At 55.2% G+C, this 20,660-nt stretch carries 13 protein-coding genes; 7 read left to right on the forward strand and 6 right to left on the reverse strand.

The window, feature by feature from the left end:
• Window positions 1-13: 13 nt before the first annotated feature.
• A complete protein-coding gene (locus J7I43_RS08815) occupies window positions 14-979 on the reverse strand; it encodes a 2-hydroxyacid dehydrogenase (protein WP_209145306.1) in 966 nt (321 codons plus the stop codon).
• Between the two features lie 70 nt (window positions 980-1,049).
• Here J7I43_RS08815 and J7I43_RS08820 point away from each other — a divergent pair, with 70 nt between their 5' ends.
• A complete protein-coding gene (locus J7I43_RS08820; RefSeq protein ID WP_209145307.1) occupies window positions 1,050-2,006 on the forward strand; it encodes an aldo/keto reductase in 957 nt (318 codons plus the stop codon).
• Window positions 2,007-2,075: 69 nt separating this feature from the next.
• Here J7I43_RS08820 and J7I43_RS08825 read toward each other — a convergent pair whose 3' ends face one another.
• Entirely contained in the window at window positions 2,076-3,587 is a 1,512-nt protein-coding gene (locus J7I43_RS08825) for a sulfatase family protein (RefSeq protein WP_209145308.1), read from the reverse strand.
• 174 nt (window positions 3,588-3,761) lie between these two features.
• Here J7I43_RS08825 and J7I43_RS08830 point away from each other — a divergent pair, with 174 nt between their 5' ends.
• On the forward strand, window positions 3,762-4,160 hold the full coding sequence (locus tag J7I43_RS08830; protein ID WP_209145309.1) for a response regulator: 399 nt from the start codon (window positions 3,762-3,764) through the stop codon (window positions 4,158-4,160).
• 68 nt (window positions 4,161-4,228) lie between these two features.
• Here the strand turns inward: J7I43_RS08830 and J7I43_RS08835 are convergent, their stop codons facing one another.
• The gene (locus J7I43_RS08835; protein WP_209145310.1) at window positions 4,229-5,758 is read right to left on the reverse strand and encodes a sulfatase; all 1,530 of its coding nucleotides are present in this window, start codon (window positions 5,756-5,758) and stop codon (window positions 4,229-4,231) included.
• Window positions 5,759-5,941: 183 nt separating this feature from the next.
• Here J7I43_RS08835 and J7I43_RS08840 point away from each other — a divergent pair, with 183 nt between their 5' ends.
• The 5 genes from J7I43_RS08840 (at window position 5,942) to J7I43_RS08860 (ending at window position 16,757) form a co-directional block, all read left to right on the forward strand.
• Complete coding sequence (locus J7I43_RS08840) at window positions 5,942-8,572, forward strand: PKD domain-containing protein (RefSeq protein ID WP_209145311.1); 2,631 nt, start codon at window positions 5,942-5,944, stop codon at window positions 8,570-8,572.
• A 198-nt stretch (window positions 8,573-8,770) separates the two neighbouring features.
• Entirely contained in the window at window positions 8,771-10,522 is a 1,752-nt protein-coding gene (locus J7I43_RS08845; protein WP_209145312.1) for an ATP-binding response regulator, read from the forward strand.
• Between the two features lie 124 nt (window positions 10,523-10,646).
• Entirely contained in the window at window positions 10,647-12,653 is a 2,007-nt protein-coding gene (locus J7I43_RS08850; RefSeq protein ID WP_236023343.1) for a copper-translocating P-type ATPase, read from the forward strand.
• Window positions 12,654-12,743: 90 nt separating this feature from the next.
• Entirely contained in the window at window positions 12,744-13,601 is an 858-nt protein-coding gene (locus J7I43_RS08855) for an SMP-30/gluconolactonase/LRE family protein (RefSeq protein ID WP_209145313.1), read from the forward strand.
• Window positions 13,602-13,652: 51 nt separating this feature from the next.
• A complete protein-coding gene (locus J7I43_RS08860) occupies window positions 13,653-16,757 on the forward strand; it encodes a ligand-binding sensor domain-containing protein (RefSeq protein ID WP_209145314.1) in 3,105 nt (1,034 codons plus the stop codon).
• Here the strand turns inward: J7I43_RS08860 and J7I43_RS08865 are convergent.
• From J7I43_RS08865 to ppk1, 3 genes are read right to left on the reverse strand one after another with little or no spacing between them, the layout of a single operon-like run.
• Entirely contained in the window at window positions 16,754-18,157 is a 1,404-nt protein-coding gene (locus J7I43_RS08865) for an MBL fold metallo-hydrolase RNA specificity domain-containing protein (RefSeq protein WP_209145315.1), read from the reverse strand. The genes J7I43_RS08860 and J7I43_RS08865 overlap by 4 nt on opposite strands.
• Complete coding sequence (locus J7I43_RS08870; RefSeq protein WP_209145316.1) at window positions 18,154-18,648, reverse strand: DUF4442 domain-containing protein; 495 nt, start codon at window positions 18,646-18,648, stop codon at window positions 18,154-18,156. Before J7I43_RS08870 ends, J7I43_RS08865 begins: the two co-directional genes overlap by 4 nt.
• A gap of 9 nt (window positions 18,649-18,657) precedes the next feature.
• Window positions 18,658-20,652 (reverse strand): polyphosphate kinase 1, encoded by a 1,995-nt coding sequence (ppk1, locus tag J7I43_RS08875; RefSeq protein ID WP_209145317.1) that lies wholly within the window; start codon window positions 20,650-20,652, stop codon window positions 18,658-18,660.
• Window positions 20,653-20,660 lie beyond the last annotated feature (8 nt).

A 20,660-nucleotide genomic window follows, 5' to 3' on the forward strand; every position in this document is an offset into this window, starting at 1 on the left:
CAAGTGAATAATTTCACGGATTATTAACAGCGTAGGGCAATGGCGCGCCTTTCAGCCCGGCGATGATATTTTCGGCGGCCATCCTTGCCATACCGCTGCGGGCTTCCACCGTGGCGGAACCGATGTGCGGCAGCACGGCCACATTAGGCATGTTCAGCAGCGGGTTGTTTTTGTTCATGGGCTCGGGATTGGTCACGTCCAGCCCCGCGCCCCAGATGGTTTGCCGCTGCAGCGCATCCAGCAGGTGCAGCTCGTTGTGCATCGCGCCGCGCGCGGTATTGATGAAAATAGCGGAAGGTTTCATTTGCGAAAATGCTTCCGCATCGAATTTGCCGGCGGTTTCGGGGGTAAGGGCGGCATGCAGGCTGAGCACATCGCTGTTCTTCAACAATTCTTCAAAACTTACATAACGCGCGCCCAGCAAACGTTCCGCTTCTTCGTTGCGGCTGCGGTTGTGATAGATCACCGGCATGTCGAAAGCGCCACGGCATTTTTTCGCCAGCGCCATCCCGATCTTTCCCATGCCGAACACGCCCAGCGTTTTGCCGTTCAGTTCCATGCCCAGGTTGGCCGTAGGCTCAAAAAAGCCCCATTCCCCTTTCCCGATCACTTTATGCATATGAAACGCTTTGCGCGCGGTGGCGAGCATGAGCAGGAAAGCCGTATCGGCCGTGGCATTGCTGAGCACGCCGGGCGTATTGCCGATAGGGATCTTCAGCGCGGTGGCCGCCGCAACGTCTACGTTGTCGTACCCCACCGCCATCAGCGCCACCACTTTCAGGTGGGAACAGGCTTCCAGGAATGCCGCGTCGATCTTGTTGCCGCCAACGCTCAGCAGCGCGTCGTGCATTTTGCAGGCCGCGATCAGCTCTTCAGGGGAAAGGTTTCTTTTCTCACGATGCTCCGTATATGTTATGCCTGCGCTGCGCAACAGTTCCAGCCCGCTTTCGGGAATGATCCTTGTGATGAATACTTTCATGGTGATTGCCGGTTGTAAAGATAAAGATCAGGCTATTTTGTTACATTAGCGACCATAAAATCAAACGATAATGGAAACCAGGACGCTTGGAAATACAGGGTTCCGCATCGCGCCGCTAATGTTCGGCGGCAATGTGTTCGGATGGACGGCCGATGAACAAACTTCTTTCCGCCTGCTGGACGCCTTTACCGACGCGGGCTTCAACGCGGTAGACACAGCGGACATTTACACCGTGCGCGTACCCGGCAATACCGGCGGCGATTCGGAACGGATCATCGGGAAATGGCTGCATAAAACGGGAAAACGCGACAAGGTCATGCTCGCCACCAAAGTAGGCGGTGTGTTCAGCGAAACGAAACGCGGATTGAAAAAAGCATATATCCTTCAATCGGTCGACGATTCGCTGCAAAGACTGCAAACCGATCACATCGATCTTTATCAAACGCATTACGACGACGAGGAAACGCCCATCGAAGAAACGCTGGAAACGTACGGCGAGCTTATAAAGTCCGGGAAAGTGCGCGCCATCGGCACTTCCAACATGACGTTGCCGCGCATCATCGCGTCGGCCGCCGTGAGCAAAAACAAACATCTTCCCGCCTACCAAACCCTGCAGCCCGAATACAACCTGTTCGAACGTGAAAAATTCGAAACGGAATACGCGCCTTACGCCATCGAACACAATCTCGGCACGATCCCCTATTTCGCGCTGGCCAGCGGTTTCCTCACCGGCAAATACAGGAAGGAAGAAGACATCGCGGGCAGCGCCCGCGCGAAATACCTCGCCAAATACATGACCGGGAGAGGTTTCCGCATTCTCGACGCGCTGGATGAAGTGGCGGCGCGTTACAACGCCAACCCCTCCATGATCGCGATCGCCTGGCTGAAAGACCGGCCCGGCGTAACCGCGCCCATCGCCAGCGCCACCAGCATTTCACAGCTGAACGAGATTATCCGCGCCGTTTCCCTCCGGCTGGACGCCGACGCGATGGACACGCTGAATGCCGCGAGCGATTACAATGCATAAACACGGTTACCACAAAAAATAAAAGCGGGCGCATCTTTTCAAATGCGTCCGCTTTTTATACCGGTTTTTTTATTTTCTCGTCTTTTCCGCGTCTCGCAGTTTTTGCAGTGTGGCGGCCATTTCTTTCACCTTTTCGGGATGCGCCGCCGCGATGTTCTGTTTTTCTCCCACGTCCTTTTTCAGATCGAAGAGCTGCGGCTCTTTATCAGCGCCCGATTCGATGTTCACATGCGTCATCACTTTCGCGCCGTTGGAAGGCGTGATGTATTTGAGGTCGCCCTGCACCAGCGAAAGCGCGCCGCCCTGGAGAATAAGCCAGTCGCGGCCTTTCCGCGATTTACCGAGCATGGCGTCGAGCATATCGAAACTGTCCGGCGCGTCGTTGGCAGCCAGGGGCTGGCCGGTCATTTTTGCGAAGGAAGCAAACAGGTCTACCTGGCTGATGAGCGCATCGGAAGTTTGCCCGGCCTTTACGCCCGCGGGCCAGCTCACGATCCAGGGAACGCGGGTGCCGCCTTCGAACGCGCTGTATTTGCCGCCTCTCAGCGGGCCCAGCGGCTGATGGCCGTTTTGCATGGTCACCGCTTCGTCTGCGTAACCATCGTCGAGCACGGGGCCGTTGTCGCTGGAAAACATCACGATCGTATTTTTCTCGAGACCGAGCGCTTTGAGTTTTTCCATGATGCGGCCTACCATCCAATCCATTTCAAGGATCGCGTCTCCGCGGTAGCCAAGGCCGCTTTTGCCTTTGAACACGGTGGCCGGCATACGCGGCACATGCACGTCGCTCAGCGCGAAATACAGGAAAAACGGGTGCTGGCGGTTTTGTTCAATGAACTGTTCGGCTTTATCGGTAAAGGCGTAAGCCAGCTCTTCGTCTGCCCAGCGGGCTTTCCGCCCGCCCTTCATAAAACCGATGCGGCCGATGCCGTTCACGATGGTGTTATTATGGCCGTGCGAAGCCTGCATCCTGAGCAATTCAGGATTTTCCTTGCCTGTAGGCTCGTCGCCCACTTTTTCTTTATAGTTCACGGTGATGGGGTCGTTTGCATCCAGCCCCTGCACGCGGCCGTTCTCCACAAACACGGTAGGCACCCTGTCTGCCGTGGCGGGGAAAAAGAAAGAATAATCGAAACCTACTTCATTCGGCCCCGGCCTGATGTCCTGGTTCCAGTCGATCTCCCGGCCGTCTCCCAGCCCGAGGTGCCACTTGCCCACCAGCGCGGTTTTGTAACCCGCTTTTTGCATCATGGAAGGAAAGGTGGCCTGCCCGACCGGCACGATCATCGCGGCATTGCCGGGCAATACGCCGGTACCGGTCTTACGCCAAGGGTACCTGCCGGTGATAAGCGCGAAACGGGAAGGAGTGCAGGTGGCGGAAGTGGTATGCCCGTTGGTAAAACGGATGCCGCTTTGGGCCAGTTTGTCCAGGTTGGGGGTCTGAACTTTCGTAGCGCCATAGCAGCTGAGGTCGCCATACCCTACATCGTCTGCATAAATAAGGACCACGTTGGGTTTTTGCTGTGCGAAAATTGCCGGGCCGGAAAGGCCCGTTATCAGCAAAAAGAATAACTTTTTCATCGGATGAGCGTTAATTAAACATCGGGTTACAATCTTACTCATTAAATACATCTTTTTTCAACTTAAATTGATTAAATTAACAGTACTGCGTTTTGCCATAGATTGTATAATATTATTTTTCAATGTATTGTACCGGCCGATTGTTCGAAGTTTTAATTATTAATCCCAGCGTGTATGACGACAAATGTACCCACCATATTATTGATCGACGATGATACGGATGACCAGGAAATGTTTCTGTCCGCCCTTGAGTTCATCGACGAATCAATTATATGCAACACAGCCCCGAACGGTTATGAGGCCATTATGCAGCTGAACAGCGCTGATTCCCTGCCTGATCTTATTTTCCTCGATCTCAACATGCCGGTGATGAATGGCGTGCAATTCCTGCGCGAGGTAAAAGCGGCGCACAAAGCCAAAGACGTGCCGGTGGTGGTATATTCCACAGCCTCCGATATCCAGACCATCCAGGAAGCCCGCCAGCTGGGCGCTTTCCAGTTTATCACCAAACCGGAAAAATTCTCCGAACTGGTTGGTTTGCTGCATGGATTGCTGTATCCCGCCACGCGGTAATTTTCTCTTCTGCGATTTGCTACTGTGCGTATGAACGATTGTTCGATGCGAAAAGGTTTGAATACAATTCACTGTTCTGCGGAAGCAATTTCCGATGGCCATGCCACCGGGAGGCCGGAGAGTTTGAATACCGGCATCGTTATATTTCTTTCCTGCAGATAACTGGTCAGTTCTTCCGCGAGCTGTTTCGTCACGGATGGATTTTCCTTCGCCACGTCATGCGTTTCGCCGATGTCTTTTTTCAGATCGTACAAATACAATTCCTCCTTCCGATGATCGTACACAAGCTTCCAGTCTCCCTTCCGCGCAGCGGAAAAAAAGTGCAGGCCGGGGCCTTCGCCGCGGTTCCAGCGATGCGGGTAATGCCATACCAGCAAACGTTCTTTCACTTTCGCCGAATGACCTTTCAGCACCGGTAAAAAACTTATCCCGTCCGTTTGCTGTACCAGCACCGGTTTCCTGGCTCCCGCCATCGCCAGCACGCTCGGGAAAAAATCTTCGATGATCACCGGTTGCTCCGCGACCGTTCCCGGTTTTATCACCGCGGGCCAGCTCACGATCATCGGTTCGCGGATGCCGCCTTCGTTCACCGAGCCTTTGCCCGCTTTCAGCGGCAGGTTCTGCGTATGCGCCGGCGGCGTGCGTGGCGGCGAAAGGCTCAGCCCGCCATTGTCCGACATAAACATCACGACGGTATTTTTCGCCATTCCTTCGCGTTCCAGGTAATCCATGATATCGCCCAGGCTTTTGTCCATGCCTTCTATCAGGCTCGCGTATTTCGCTTCCGTTTCGCTCAGACCCTGATCGATGTAATGCTGGTAAAACCGTTTATCCGCCTCCAAAGGCACGTGCACCGCGTAATGCGCCATGTAGAGGAAAAATGGTTTTTTCGATGCACGGTTTTTGTCGATCGCCGTGAGCGCTTTGCGGGTAAGCGCGTCCGTCAGGAATACGTCTGTGCCGTAAAATTCCTCCAGTCCGGGCACACCATGCGATGCGCTGGCGGCGCCGTATTTTTTCTCCGGCAGATAACTCGCGGGGTGGCCGGCCGCATGCCCTGCAATGTTCACCGCGTAGCCCATCGCCAGCGGGTCCGCGCCGGGCGTGCCATTGGAAGCATAATGCGCCTTGCCGCAATGAATTGTGAAATATCCCGCCTGCGCTAAAAGTTTTGGTAACGGGGTCGCATATACGGTATTTGGAATGCCCGGCACAGGGCTCATCCCGTTCAGGTTCCACGGGCCGGACTGCAGTGTTGAATCCGGGTTGTCTGACCGTTTATCGCGCGCATAGTTCGTCCAGTTGGTAACATGATGGCGCGCTACGTTCATGCCCGTCATGAGGCTCACGCGCGTGGGCGTGCATACCGGTGTTGCGTAGGCGTTGGTGAACTTCATGCCTTGTTTCGCGAGCCTTTGCATGTTGGGCGTACGGTACCGTTTGTTGAGCGGGGTGGATTGCGTCCAGAAAGGTTCGCTTGTGTCTTGCCAGCCCATATCGTCTACCAGGAAAATGATGATATTGGGCCGCTGCTGCGCGCTTGCCTGAAAGGCGAGAAAGAGCGCCAGGCAACAAAAAACGGGTTTTATGCTTATCATATCCCCTAAGATAAAAAGTTATTTGTTCGTAAGCAATCCTTATTATATTATATAATTTTAGAATGCGAAATCATCGCCGCGTATGCTTATATTTATAATTACGCCATCCAACCTAACATTTGCGGCCGGGAGCAACCGGTACATGAGCATTTACGTATCCCTTGTCAGCTCAAATACATCTTCATGAGGCACATTTTGCTGCTCATTTTCATAGGGTGCTCATTCACCCTTAAAGCCGATCACATTACCGGCGGGGAGATGTATTATACGCTGAGAAGCTCCTCGGGCGGCATGAACACTTACCATGTTACGCTGAAACAATTCAGAAGCTGTTTTACGCCGAACCGGAATTTTTACAACCCCATTTACATCGGCATTTTCAACCGGGTAACGGGCGAGCGCATACGGGACGAACAGGTGCCGCTGTCGCGGGAGGAAGAACAGAGCGGTACGAGCGACGACCCCTGCATTACACGCCCGCCGCTGATCTGCTTTTACGTGGGGTACTGGGAATTCGATGTTACGCTTCCCGTATCCGCGGACGGCTACCTGCTTACTTCGCAGGTAACGAACCGGGTAGACGGCATCACGAACCTCGACCCCGGTTATGGCCGCATCGGCGCCACCTACACCGCGGAAATTCCGGGATCGCGGCCGCTGACCGCCGCGCCGGCCAATAGCAGCGCGCGTTTCACCGGCAGCGACCTGATAACCATCTGCGCGGAAAATTCCTTCAATTACAGTTTTGCCGCCGAAGACGCGGACGGCGACGAGCTCCGGTATTTTTTCAGCGAAGCGTACCAGACCGTCGGTTATTCCGGTGGCGGGCCCGGCGGACCGGGTGGAGGAGGAGGCGGTCAGCAAAGCCAACCGGTCGTGGAGCCGCCCTATTATCCTTTACCGTACGGTTCGGGCTTCAGCGGCAGCAGCCCTTTGGGCAACCAGGTAACCATCAATCCCGCTACCGGCATGGTTTCCGGCATTGCGCCGGGCGTGGGCATTTACGTGGTTACCGTATGCGTGCAGGAGATCCGGAACGGCGTGGCCATCGCGACGCAGCGCAAAGACCTTCAGCTGAGCATCACCGGCTGCACTATCGCGGCAGCTTCGCTGCTGCCGGAATACATGCTTTGCGGCAACACGCAGCGGCTGACGGTTACCAACCAAAGCAACAGTCCGCTGATCGCATCTTGGAGCTGGGAATTCAGCAACAGCGCGGGAAATGTCGTATATCGCACTTCAGGCCAGACGGCGGATTATACTTTCCCTGCGCCGGGCACCTACGATGTAAAACTGGTGACCAACCGCGGCATGCAATGCCCCGATTCCACCGTATCGAAAGCGCTCGTTTACCCGGGCTTCGATCCGCGCTTTTCATCGGCGGGCGCATGCATCAGCAAACCCGTTCTTTTCCGCGACGAAACTACCACGGCATTCGGCACCGTCAATTTCTGGGATTGGGATTTTGGCGACGGCGGCACGCAAACCGATTTTTCGCAGCTGCAGCATCCTACCTACGCCTACCCTTCCACCGGCCCGAAAAGCGTGCGGCTGATCACGCACAATTCGGTGGGATGTAAAGACACATTGGTGCAGACCGTTACGATACTGGACAAACCACCCATCCTCCTGGCTTTCCGCGACACGCTCATTTGTCCGCCCGACCCCTTGCAGCTGCGCGCGAACGGATTGGGCACATTCACCTGGAGCCCGGCCGTCAACATGACCGGCGCGAACACCGCCACACCGAACGTCAACGTGACCACGGATACGAAGTATTATGTCGACCTCGACTACGACGGCTGCCTCAACCGCGATTCCGTCACGATACGCGCCGTGGACCAGGTTACGCTGGGTTTGCCGGCAGACACGGTGATCTGTCTTGGCGACGCCATTTCGCTCCGCCCCGCCTCGGACGGCCTCCTTTATTCCTGGACGCCCGCGGCAAGCCTCAATAATGCGTCCGTCAAAAACCCGCTGGCAACGCCCACCGGCAATACGCGTTACGTGGTCACCGCCTCCATCAGCAACTGCACCGCTACGGACGACATCAATGTAAACACCGTGCCTTATCCGCAGGCCAACGCCGGGCCGGACACGGTCATCTGTTTCGAGACCTTTGCCACGCTGCACGCCACCACAGACGGCAGTTCGTACACCTGGAGCCCGCTTCAGCCACAAACGCTCACCCCCACCGTGCATCCCGAAGCCACCACGCAATACATTTTCACGGCAACGGATACACGCGGTTGTCCCAAACCCGTGCGGGACACGGTACTGGTTACCGTGCTGCCCAAAGTGCAGGCTTCCGCAGGCAGAGATACCGCGGTTGTGCTGGGCCAGCCTTTGCAGCTGAACGCCTCCGGCGGTTTGCAATATACCTGGTCGCCCGCCGGGGGATTGTCGAACCCCTTCATCGCCAACCCGCTGATCACTTTCAGCTCGCCCACCCGCGCGATCCGCTACAGGGTGCTGGTGCAGGATGAAGCCGGCTGCATGGATTCCGCGTTCATCAATGTAAAAGTATACAACACCCTGCCGCAGGTATTCGTGCCTACGGCCTTTACACCGAACGGGGACGGCACAAACGATCTTCTCCGGCCTATCGGCGCGGGCATACAGGAGATCCGGTATTTTTCCGTGTACAACCGCTGGGGGCAACTGGTATTTACCAGCTCGAAAAACGGCCTCGGGTGGGACGGGCGCATTAACGGCGCGCCGCAAACCAACGGAGTGTACGTATGGCAGGTGATGGCAGTGGACTATCTCGGGCAGGACTTCTTCCTTACTGGCACCGCCACGCTCATCCGCTGACCGGCGTATGCGTTAAATCAAAGGAATAGATCGCCTTGCGGGGCAGCCTTGTTTGCATCACCTCTTTACAAACGAGTTTGCATTTAAATTCTCATTTTGATTGAATGGCGCTTATGCGTAAATTTATAAAAGCAGCCGTATGAACCACAAGCCCCGACTGATTATTTGTTGACACCAGTTGCAGAACAACACCAAAACATGAAAGTATTTTCGTTCGTCGCTTCGATCATCGCTACAGGCACGCAGGGCCTTTCCGATGAGCAGAAGCAAAGAATAAGCATCAACAACGCATTGTGTTTCACAACAGGCGTGCTGGCCATCGTGATGGGTTTTATTTTCTGGCTGATCACGGATAAGCTGCAGATACTGATCCCCGCGATCATCGAAGGGATCGGCTTTTTCTTCATCATTTACCTCAACCATCTTAAAAAATATGAAACGGCTGCCATCTGCATGATCAGTTATCATGCGATGTGCGTCGTGTATTTCGGCGTGCTGCTGGGCACGCAGGTGGAAGTGGTGCTGGCCTTGCTGTTTATGATCAGCGCGACGTACCTGGTGTTCAACAAACCGAAATCCATTCTTATTGGTTTCTGCATTACGGTTGCCGGCCTGCTGGTGACAGAATTTTTTTATTACTCCGGCATCATCGAACCTATCACTTTTTCCCACAACGTCACTTTTTTTATCCGCTGGGTGTGCATTGCATTCATTCTCACGCTTAACACCGTATGCATCCTCTTTTACAAAAAAACCGCTATCCGGCTGATGGAGGCATTGAAAGAACGTTCGGGGCAGCTCGAGAAAGCCAATCATTCCAGGAAAATATTTTTGCAGGAAACCAGTCACGAGATCAGGAACCCGCTGAACGCCATTTTCGGCATCGTGCAGCTGATGCGGCTCGACCTGAAAAACGGCAGAACGGAAGAGACTTTGCCGGCGCTGGTAGACAACCTGTACGTGGCGAGCTTTAACGTAAAAGACATCATCAACAATGTGCTGGAGCTTTCCCGCATCGAGGCGGGCCAGCTGGACGCGGTGAACCGCAAACACGTGCACATCCGTCATCTCCTGCAAGGCATTACCGGCATTTATGAATATGTGGCCATTACAAAAACGGTGGAGATCAAGCTGCGGTTCGACGACAATATGCCCGATCTCGTTTTTACGGACGATACCAAACTTTCGCAGATCGTGAACAACCTGTTGCTGAACGCCATCAAATACACGCGCAGTCAAAGCGTGATCACGATAGACTGCGGCCTCCGCGACGATAAATGGCATATCAGCATCACCGACCAGGGCGGCGGGCTGGAGACGGAAAACCTGCAGAATATTTACCGCTGCCTGGAAGCGGACAGGAACGCGTTTATGGAAGGCACCGGCCTCGGGCTGCATATTTCCAAACATTTCGCGGAATTGCTGGGCGGCACCATTACCGTGGATACGCTGGAAGGCATCAGCACGACGTTCACGGTGTTGTTCCCGGCCAAAGACATCGTGAACCGCCACACCCCCGCCCCGCAGCGCTCCATGCCCACGCCGCGGCAGTTTGCCGGGAAACATATTCTCGTGGTGGAAGACGATAAAATGAACCAGGCCATTCTCCGCAATTTCCTGCAAAACAATGGCGCCACCGTGTCGCTGGCCGGCAACGGCGTCGAAGGGCTCGAACAGGCAAGGGAACAAATGCCCCATCTCATCATCCTCGATTCGCATATGCCAAAAATGAACGGCCGCGAAATGCTTTTCCATCTCAAACAGGACGAAACACTCCGCAATATCCCCGTCATTATCGCCTCCGGCGACGCGTTTACCGAAACCGCCGAAATGTTCCGGCGCGAAGGCGCCGCCGATTACGTGATCAAACCCATCGAGTTCACCGCGCTGCGCCAGGTACTGGACAAACATCTCAACAACAATATCCCCGTGAACCCCATCGTGGGGTAAACCCGCGTTTTTTACATAATTCCTGCCTTTTATTATACAATTCCTGCAAAACCCTTATTTGGTAAGGATTTTGAACATTCCCGCATGTATACCTGTTTCATTTTTTTCACCTAACTACACCGCAATGGATCATTCTCACGGTCATCAACATATGCCGCAGCCCGCTCCGCATCATCATGAAAATCCCCCGCACGGCGCCGCCGGGCACGATCATCACGCCATGATGACCGGTGACTTCAGGAAACGTTTTTATGTCACGCTGATACTCACCGTGCCCGTGCTGCTGCTAAGCCCCATGATACAACACTGGCTGCGGGTGAACTGGGGCTTCCCCGGCTCCAAATGGCTGCTGTTCGCATTGTCTACCGTACTGTTCGTCTACGGCGGATGGCCTTTCCTGAAAGGCCTGGCCGAAGAGTTAAAAGCCCGCAATCCCGGCATGATGACGCTGGTTGGTTTTGCCATTTCCGTGGCATACATCTACAGCGCAGCCACGGTATTCGGTTTGCCCGGCATGGATTTTTTCTGGGAGCTGGCAACGCTGATCCTCATCATGCTGCTGGGCCACTGGATCGAAATGACTTCGGTGGCGGGCGCCTCGAAAGAACTGGAGCTGCTCGTGAAACTGATGCCTTCCACCGCGCACCTGCTGCATGGCGATCATGTGATGGAAGTGGAAACGGGCGCGTTGAAAAAAGACGACGTTATCCTCGTAAAGCCCGGTGAAAAGATCGCCGCAGACGGATGGGTGGAAGAAGGGCAAAGCGCGGTGAACGAATCGATGCTGACCGGCGAATCGCGGCCGGTGGAAAAACACACCGGGGACAAAGTAATTGCCGGCGCCATCAACGGCAACGGTGCGTTGCGCGTAAAAGTGACGCATGGCAGCGCGGAATCGTACCTGTCGCAGGTGATACAGCTCGTGAACGACGCGCAGCGGTCGAAATCGCGCACGCAGCTGCTGGCGGACAAAGCGGCCCGCTGGCTCACGGTAATTGCCATCGCGGCGGGGCTTATCACTTTCGCCGCCTGGTATTTTTCAGGCAGCACGCTGGCCTTCGCCATCGAAAGAATGGTAACGGTGATCGTGATCTGCTGCCCGCACGCGCTGGGGCTGGCCGTTCCGCTCGTGGTGGCCAAATCTACCTCGATGGCGGCAAGGCAGGGCCTGCTGATCAAAAACCGGACGGCGTTCGAAAACGCGAGAAAGATCACCACCCTCGTGTTCGACAAAACCGGCACACTCACCGTGGGGCAGTTTGCCGTAGTGCGGCATGGCTCGCTGGACAAAAATCTTCCGGACGACGAAGTGCTCCGCCTCGCCTACGCCCTGGAGCAGGGCTCCGAGCACCCCATCGCCACGGGCATTGTGCAAAAGGCGAAAGAAATGGGGCTGACCGCGGAAAAAGCGGAAAACATTACCGCCATCACGGGCAAGGGCATCACGGCCACGGTAAACGGCCGGAAGGTTTCGGTGGTAAGCCCGAATGCGCTGGCTGAGCAGCCCGAGGCGATCCGCGCGGGTGAAACGCTGGTGTACGTGCAGCAGGATGGTCGAACTGCGGGATATATCGCACTCTCCGACAAGGTTCGCCCCGAATCGGCGGAGGCCATCCGCATCCTTCAAGGGCAGCAGATCAAAACCGTGCTGCTCACCGGCGACAACCAAACGGTAGCCGAAAGCGTGAGCCGGGAACTGGGCATGGACCAGTATTTCGCGGAAGTGCTGCCGCACGAAAAACTGGAGAAGATCGTTTCGCTGCAGCAAGCCGGCGAATACGTAGCCATGACCGGCGACGGCGTGAATGATGCGCCCGCCCTGGCCAAAGCCGACGTGGGCATCGCCGTGGGCTCCGGCAGCGACGTGGCGGCGGAAACGGCAGACATTGTGCTGGTAAACAGCAACCCGAAGGATGTGGCGAACCTGGTATTGTTTGGCAAGGCCACTTACCGGAAAATGATACAAAACCTCGCCTGGGCAACCGGCTACAACATCGTGGCCCTTCCGCTGGCAGCGGGCGTGCTCAGCGGGATGGGCATATTGCTGAGCCCCGCGGCAGGCGCGGTACTGATGAGCGTAAGCACCATCGTGGTGGCGATCAATGCGGGGATGCTGAAGATCAGGGATTAAAAATAAAACAACCGTAACCGGGCCGCGCGGTTTCTTATTTCATGAATCCGGGGAGGATTTATTAAATTTAAGACCTAATCTTAACCAGTTATGAAACTTAAAGCTGCTATCCTTTGTCTTTCATGCGCGGCCGTTCCACTGTTGCGTGTTTCCGCCCAATCGGCCACGTTAGAGAAAAAATGGACTTCAGACACCACGCTCCGCGTGCCCGAATCCGTTTATTTCGACGCTAAAAGCAATGTACTTTTTGTCGCCAACATCGACGGGCAACCCTGGGCCAACGACGGCCAGGGCTTCATTTCCAAAATGAGCCCGGATGGTAAAGTGTCTAACCTCCATTGGGTAGACGGTCTCAATTCCCCCAAAGGAATGGGCATTCACGGCAACCGCCTGTATGTGGCGGACATGGGTGAAGTGGTGGAGATAGACATCGCCAAAGGCGCGATCGTTACCCGCCACGCCATCCCGGACGCGGTGAACCTGAACGACCTCAGTGTAGACCCGAAAGGAACGGTGTATGTAACCGATTCCAAAAAGAAAAAGGTGCACACCCTCATCAATGGCAAGTCCGCCGTATTGCTGGACAGTGCGAACAGCGGCCTGAAAGGCCCCAACGGGGTGCTTTACCGTCCGGACGGGCTGCTGGTGCTGGATGCCGGCGCAGTATTCCGCGCGGGCAAAAACGGCAAACTCACCAAACTGGCCGACGTTACCCGCGGCACAGACGGCATCGAACATGTTCAGGGCGACGAATACATCGTTTCCTGCTGGCAGGGCGAAGTGTTTTACGTAAACGTCAAAACCGGTTCCGCCACCAAAGTGCTGGACACGCAGGCCCAGAAACTGCAATCCGCAGACATCGGTTACGACGCAAAAAAGAAGATCGTGTACGTGCCTACTTTCTTTGGGAACAATGTTTCTGCTTACCAGTTGAATGTAACGAAGTAACTTTACGCTTCCGGGCAGGCAACGGGCCGCCCGGAAGCTGTTTATACCTGAATGAGAGCTATACATCTGCTGGCAGCCATATTTCTCAGCCTGGGCGCTTTAGCCCAACAACCTGAGCACGCCTATACCTTTTCCCATCTCACCATGGAAAACGGACTGGCCGGCAATCACGTTTCCGCGATCCTCCAGGACAAAAAAGGCTTTCTCTGGATCGCCAGCACATCGCTGCAACGGTTCGACGGCGAAAATTTCCTCACCATTTCCAATTTCGACCGGTTGCCCGGTTCCATTTATTACGAAGACATCGCCCTGTTCGAAGACCGTAAAGGCCGCATCTGGATGGGCACCCCGGACAACATCCGTGTATACGACCCCGTTACCGCCAAAGTAGCGGTCGTAGCGCTGGAGCCCGGCGTAATGCCTCCCGGCGACTTCCGCTGCCACGCCTTCTTGCAGGACCATAACGGCGTGCTCTGGATCACCACCGGCGCGGGCCTGCTTCAGTTCGACGAAAAAAACAACCGCTTCCGCAAAGCCCCCGGCCTGCCGGACAGCCTGCGCACCCGCATGCGGAGCGCCATCGTTGAGGACGCTTTCGGCCGGCTCTGGGTGAGCGGCATCCACGAGCTTTACATGATACCCAAAAACCGCGACAAGGTTTTCGGTATGCACAACAACCCCGACAGCCTGGCGATACTCAACATCCCGACCAGCGCTAAAAAAATATTCGAAGACCATCACCAGCGGCTCTGGATCGCTACGCGCGGCGAAAGCGAGCTGTATACCTGGCATCCGGACACCAATCACCTGCGTTCCTTCATCTTTCCTTATAAAAAAGGCGAAAACGACCAGGTGTACGACATCATCGAAGACGTTCACGAAGAAATATGGATCGCCATGGAGCATCTTGGCCTTCACCGGTACAACGAAAAAGAAGGCCGATTCAACCTTCATCTCCCCGGCAACAATAAAGACCCGCTCGGCCTTCATTACGATTACGAAACAAACTGCCTGCTGATCGACCGCGACGGGCACCTGTGGGTGGGAACGGACCGCGGGGTGAACATCATGAGCCTGCACAACCAGTCGTTTACACGCCTGGATCACCGCAGCCGCCCGCTTCCGCAGTCCGAGGTCACCGGCATTCACACCGCGCGCAACGGCGACGTGTTCATCGGTTACTGGGGGCAGGGTTTTGCCTGGCTCGGGCCGGACCTTCGGGTGAAAGCGCATTACACGCACCGGCCGGACGGCTCGGGCATCCCGGAAGAACGTTCGCTGGTATGGAGTTTCGCGGAAAAAAAGGACGGATCGATGCTGATCGGGCAGGAAAACGGGCACGTTTCCCAATTCGACCCCGCCACGCGGCGCTTTAAACATTACCGCCCGCCCGGCTTCAGCGACCAAACCGTGCTGTGCATGTGGCCCGAAAACGATTCCATCGTTTGGGTGGGGCTTTACAAAGTCGGTATTGTGCGGTGGAACATGCGCTCCGGCGAAGTGACCGATTACAAACAGGTGCATGAATACATTCACCGCAATACTTCCGTGAGCGGCATCGTACCGGCAAACGACGAATATTTGTGGCTCGCGTCCAGCAACGGCGGGGTATTGCTGTTCAATAAAAGATCCGGCAAGGTAGACCGGCAGATCATGTTCCGCCGCGGGCCGGATACGGTGCGTAACGTTACCGCGCTGATGCCGTTCTCAGACAGCATGCTGCTGGCGGGCACAGACCATGGCATCTTTTTTTACAATCACCGCAACCATCATTGGGAAGCACAAACCATCAACGACCAGCTGTTCGACGAATGGATACTGAGCGTTCAGCCCGCCGGTAACGACGACGCCTGGTTCACCACGCCATTCGGGTTTTACCGGCTCAACGGCAAAACGCGCACCCTGTCTGCTTTCGTGCAAAACGACGACATCATCGATAATTCGAGGAAAGTGCGCCGCAACATCGCATTTCTGCAAGACGGGCGGCTGCTGGTAGGCGCATCCGACCATGCCATGGCCTTTTCCGCGTTCCGCCTAGAAGTAAAACCGCCCCCGCCGGATATTACCATCGTGGATTTCAGGGTACTCAATCACCCGGTGAACGTGGATTCGGCCCTGAGCCCGCGCACGCCGCTGAAGCTCACGCACCGGCAGAATTACATCGGCATCGAATTTAAATCGCTGCAGAACCATGCCGAAAAAACGCAGTATTTCTACAAGCTGGAAGGTCTCGACAAAGACTGGATACACGCCGGGAACATACTGGTGGCGCGGTATACCAACCTTCCGCCCGGCGATTATATTTTCAGGGTGAAAGGCATGAACATGGCGGGCGTTTTTTCGCACAACGTCACTTCGCTGTACATCAGCGTGCTGCCCGCATTCTGGCAAACCTGGTGGTTCCGGGCGCTGGTGGTGCTGGCCATCCTTGGGCTGGTGTACGGCTATTTCAGGGTGAGAGTGTACCTCGTGCGTAAAGAAGCGAGAAGCCGGGCGGCTTTCCGCGAAGAACTGGCGCAGCTGGAAATGAAAGCGCTGCGCGCGCAGATGAACCCGCACTTTATTTTCAACGCGCTCAACTCTATCCAGACGTTCATGATGAAAAACGAAACGGAGCAGGCGCTTGCTTACCTGAGCCGTTTTGCCAGGCTGATCCGCAACGTGCTGGACCATTCGCAGCTCAACAGCATTTCCATTACCCGCGAAACGGATATGCTCGAAAACTATCTCGAGCTGGAACGCCTCCGCCTGGCCGAACGTTTCGATTACCGCATCATGATAGACCCGAAACTGGACAGCGATTTCCTGGAAATTCCCGCCATGGTGATCCAGCCCTTCGTTGAAAACGCTATCTGGCACGGGTTGCAACATAAAAATGAAAGGGGATTGCTGACCATCGAGTTTATCCGGCGGGAAAACCAGATCCTTTGCATCATCGAAGACAACGGCATCGGCCGCGACGCCGCGACCACGTTAAAACAGCAAAGCCACCCCACGCATATTTCGCGGGGCGTTCAGATAACAAAAGACCGGCTGCAGATCTACAACAGCCGGTTTAAAATGGATGCTTCCTTTGATATCGAGGACCTGAAGGATGCGAACGGAAATGCCACGGGAACGAGGGTGAACCTTTGGTTCCCGCTGCTGGAAGATTAGCCGAGACCTGCTTCCGAATGCCTTTCGGGAATTTCCACGTCCCCGAAACCTTTTTTGATCAGCCAGTCTTTGAAAACGGTCTGCACTTCATATTCACCATGCACGAGGAATAATTTTTTCACTTCCTTCGGGTCCTGGCAGGCCAGCCACTGGCTCATATCCTCATAGTCGCCATGCGCGCTCATGGAGCGGATCACGCCTACTTCCGCCTTCACTTCATGCCTTTCGCCGTAAATAGATACTTCTTTCGCGCCGCGCATCAGCCTGCCGCCGAGCGATTGCGGCTCGCAATACCCCACGATCAGGATGGTGTTGCGCGCGGAATCGATGTTGTTGGCGATGTGGTGTTTCACCCTTCCGGCTTCCGCCATGCCCGATGCGGAAATGATCACGCAGGGCTCTTTGCGGAAGTTCAGCGCCTTCGATTCGTCTACGGTTTTAATGTATTTCATGCCGGGAAAGCTGAACGGGTCGTCGTCTACTTCCAGGATCTTCTGCACTTTTTTGTTGAAACATTCGGGATGCAAACGCGTTACTTCCGTGGCTTCGAGGGACAGCGGGCTGTCTACGAACAGGTCTACATGCGGCAGTTTGCCCGCCAGCTGCGCCCGGTTGAGCGTGTAGAGCAGTTCCTGCGTACGGCCTACGCTGAACGCGGGAATGATGAGTTTTCCTTTTTTGCCGATGCAGGTGTCGTGGATGTATTTGAGCAAGATGTCGTCTGTAGGCGCAATGTCTTCGTGCAGGCTGCTGCCGTAAGTGGATTCCATGATGATGTAATCCGCCTGCGGGAATACTTCAGGCGATTTGAGGATGGGGTCGCCATAACGGCCGATATCGCCGCTGAAGGTGATCTGCCGGGTTTTGCCGTCTTCCGTGATACGCAGGTGCACGCAGGCGCTGCCAATGATGTGGCCTGCGTCTGTAAACATCACTTCCACGCCTTCGGTGATCTTCTCCCATTTGCCGTAAGGAACGGGGCTCAGCTGGCCGATGGCGCGTTTGGCGTCTTCGATGCGGTACAGCGGCTCGATGTAGGGCTTGCCTTCGCGGGCGTTCTTTTTGTTGACGTATTTGATATCGTCTTCCTGTATCTCCGCCGAATCGAGCAGGAGAATTTCCGTGAGGTCGCGGGAGGCGGGCGTACAGTAGATCTTACCGCGGTAACCCAGTTTGGAAAGGCGCGGCACGAGGCCGGAATGATCGATGTGCGCATGGGAAAGGATCATGATGTCCACTTCCTCGGGATTGAACCCGAAATCGAGGTTCAGCGCCACCGTTTCTTTGCCCATGCCCTGGTACATACCGCAGTCCATTAAAATCCGTTTTCCGTTCTTCAGGGTGATGAGGTGTTTTGAGCCTGTCACCGTACGCGCTGCGCCGTGAAATGTAATCTTCATGATGAAATTTTTTTAAAGCTCCAGGTGATCATGAACCGGGCTATTTCCGCGCCGTCTTCCCCAACGCCCGCCACTTGGACGGTCAGCGCGGAAGGCTCGCCGGTTTGCACAGCCTGGTTAATTGCATGTTGAATATTTTCACCTGCATCGCATGTGAAATAGGTTTTGTTTTTTGCTTTTTTGAGAAAGATGCCCTCCATGCCGGTCACGAGCATCGATACTTTGGCGGGCGCTCCGTTCGCATGCGCCATGGCCAGTAAGCCGCTGCTCATTTCCGCCGCCATGGCCAGGCAGGCGAAATAAGTGGAGCGGAACGGGTTCTGGGAAAGCCAGCGGTAAGGCACCACGGTGGTGCAGCTTTCGGCGGACATTCTACGCACGCGCACGCCTGCCATCCAGGCGCTGGGAAGTTTGTACAGCAGGAACAGGGAGAACTTGAACCGGTTGTTCACCAGCGCGATAAACCGTTCAGTTGTATCAGGTGTGCCCATACGCAGGTTTTAACATTGTTGTACGTAGGCGTAAATGCCTTTCTGCGCGTTAACGGCCGGCTCATTTTCCTTTCTTTCGACGGGAATGTTCCGGATTTGCGCATCCAATATTACGGCATTTGTGTTATCCGCGAGCTGTATATCGATAATATCTCTCACCTGCCGCCGGTAAACCTGGTCGTACACCGGGAAACAAACCTCGATGCGGCGGTGCAGGTTGCGGTTCATCCAGTCTGCCGACCCCATGTATATTTCTTCTTCGCCGTTGTTGTGGAAAATGAAGATCCGCGCGTGTTCCAGGTAACGGTCCACGATCCGGCGCAGGCGTATGCCTTTGCGGGGAACGATGCAGCAGATGCTCCGCACGATCAGGTCTATTTCTACGCCAGCCTCCGCCGCGGCGTACAGCTCGGCGATCATCTGTTTTTCCTGTAGGTTGTTGAGCTTGATCACGATCTTCGCAGGCAGCCCTTTGCGCGCGTTCTCCGCTTCGCGGCGGATCATGGCGGTGAAGCGGTTTGTAAGATTGAACTGCGCCACCAGCAGGTTGTCGAAATGCATGAAGTTGTAACGCGTGGGCGAAATGCCGGTTTGCATGTAAACAAAAAGCAGCTCCAGCTCCTGCGTAATGCCTTCGTGGGCGGTGAGCAGCACATGATCGGTATAGAACCTGGCGGTGCTTTCGTTGAAATTACCGGTAGCCAGCAGGCCGATGTGGTCCCATTGAAAACCGCGTTTGCGTTTTACCAGCGCTACTTTGGCGTGAACTTTCAGGCCGGGGATGCTGTACAGTATTTTCACGCCGGCCTCTTTCATACGTTTGGCCCAGCGGATGTTGTTCGCTTCGTCGAAACGCGCTTTCAGTTCCACCATCACCGTCACCTGTTTGCCGTTTTTCGCGGCGCTGATCAGCGCATGTACGATCTGCGAACCAGAAGCCACGCGGTAAAGCGTCACGTAAATTTCCTTTACATCGGGATCGGTGGCGGCTTCGTTGAAATAACGAACGATGTAATCGTATTGCTGGTAAGGCACGTGCAGCAGCACATCCTTTTCTTTGATAACATTGAGCAGGCTGCCTTCCCCTTCCAGCGCGGCTACCGGTACGGCGGGCATGGGCGGATAAGTGCAGGTAGCATTGGCAGACCACATGGGCAGCTCCGCAAGGTCTTTGAGGTTATGATACCTTCCGCCCGCCACAAGTTCCACATGCGCGATGCGGAAATATTCCGCCAGCGAATCCCGCAAATCACCGGGCATGCGCGCATCGTACAGGAAACGCGTAGGCACGCCCAGCTGGCGTTTCACGAGCATGTTCTCCACTTTTTCCAGCAGGTGCCCGCTGAATTCATCTACGTCGATCTCCGCGTCCCTGGTCACTTTGATGCTGTAGCAGCCGGTGATCGTTGTATGCGGGAAAAGAAAACCGAGATGTTCGCGGATCACGTCGTCCAGGAAAATGATCTGTTTATCCGGCAGCCGCAGGAAACGCGGCAGATTGGCCGAAGGGATATTCACGATGCCATGTTTGCCGTTGCTGAGGCACACCACGAGATAAAGCGCATTGTTCTCCAGGAACATTTCCACGGGCTTGTTCAGTTCGATGATAACAGGCTGCAGAAAGCCGAGCACGGTGTTGTAAAAATAATCCCGCACCGGTTTCCGGTGTGCCGCATCGATCGTTTCGCCGTAATATAAATGCACGCCTTCCGCTTTCATGGCGGGAAGCAGCTGCCCGGTCAAAATCTGCCCGAACTCCTGCAATTGTTCCCGGATAGTTTCCTGCACGGCGGGCAGCAAGCTCGTATCGGCCTCTTCGATGTGATGCAGCGCCATGAGCGCGGGCATTCTCACACGGAAAAATTCGTCGAGATTGGAAGAAAAAATGGACAGGAAACGCACCCGCTCGAAAAGCGGTACCTGCGGGTCGGCCGCCATACGCAGCACACGGTGGTTAAACGAGAGCCAGCTAAGGTCCCGGTCGTTCAGTGGTATATCGATCATTTGCAAAA

Origin of the sequence: Chitinophaga chungangae, assembly GCF_017742215.1 — a bacterium.
Classification (GTDB): Bacteria; Bacteroidota; Bacteroidia; order Chitinophagales; family Chitinophagaceae; genus Chitinophaga; species Chitinophaga chungangae.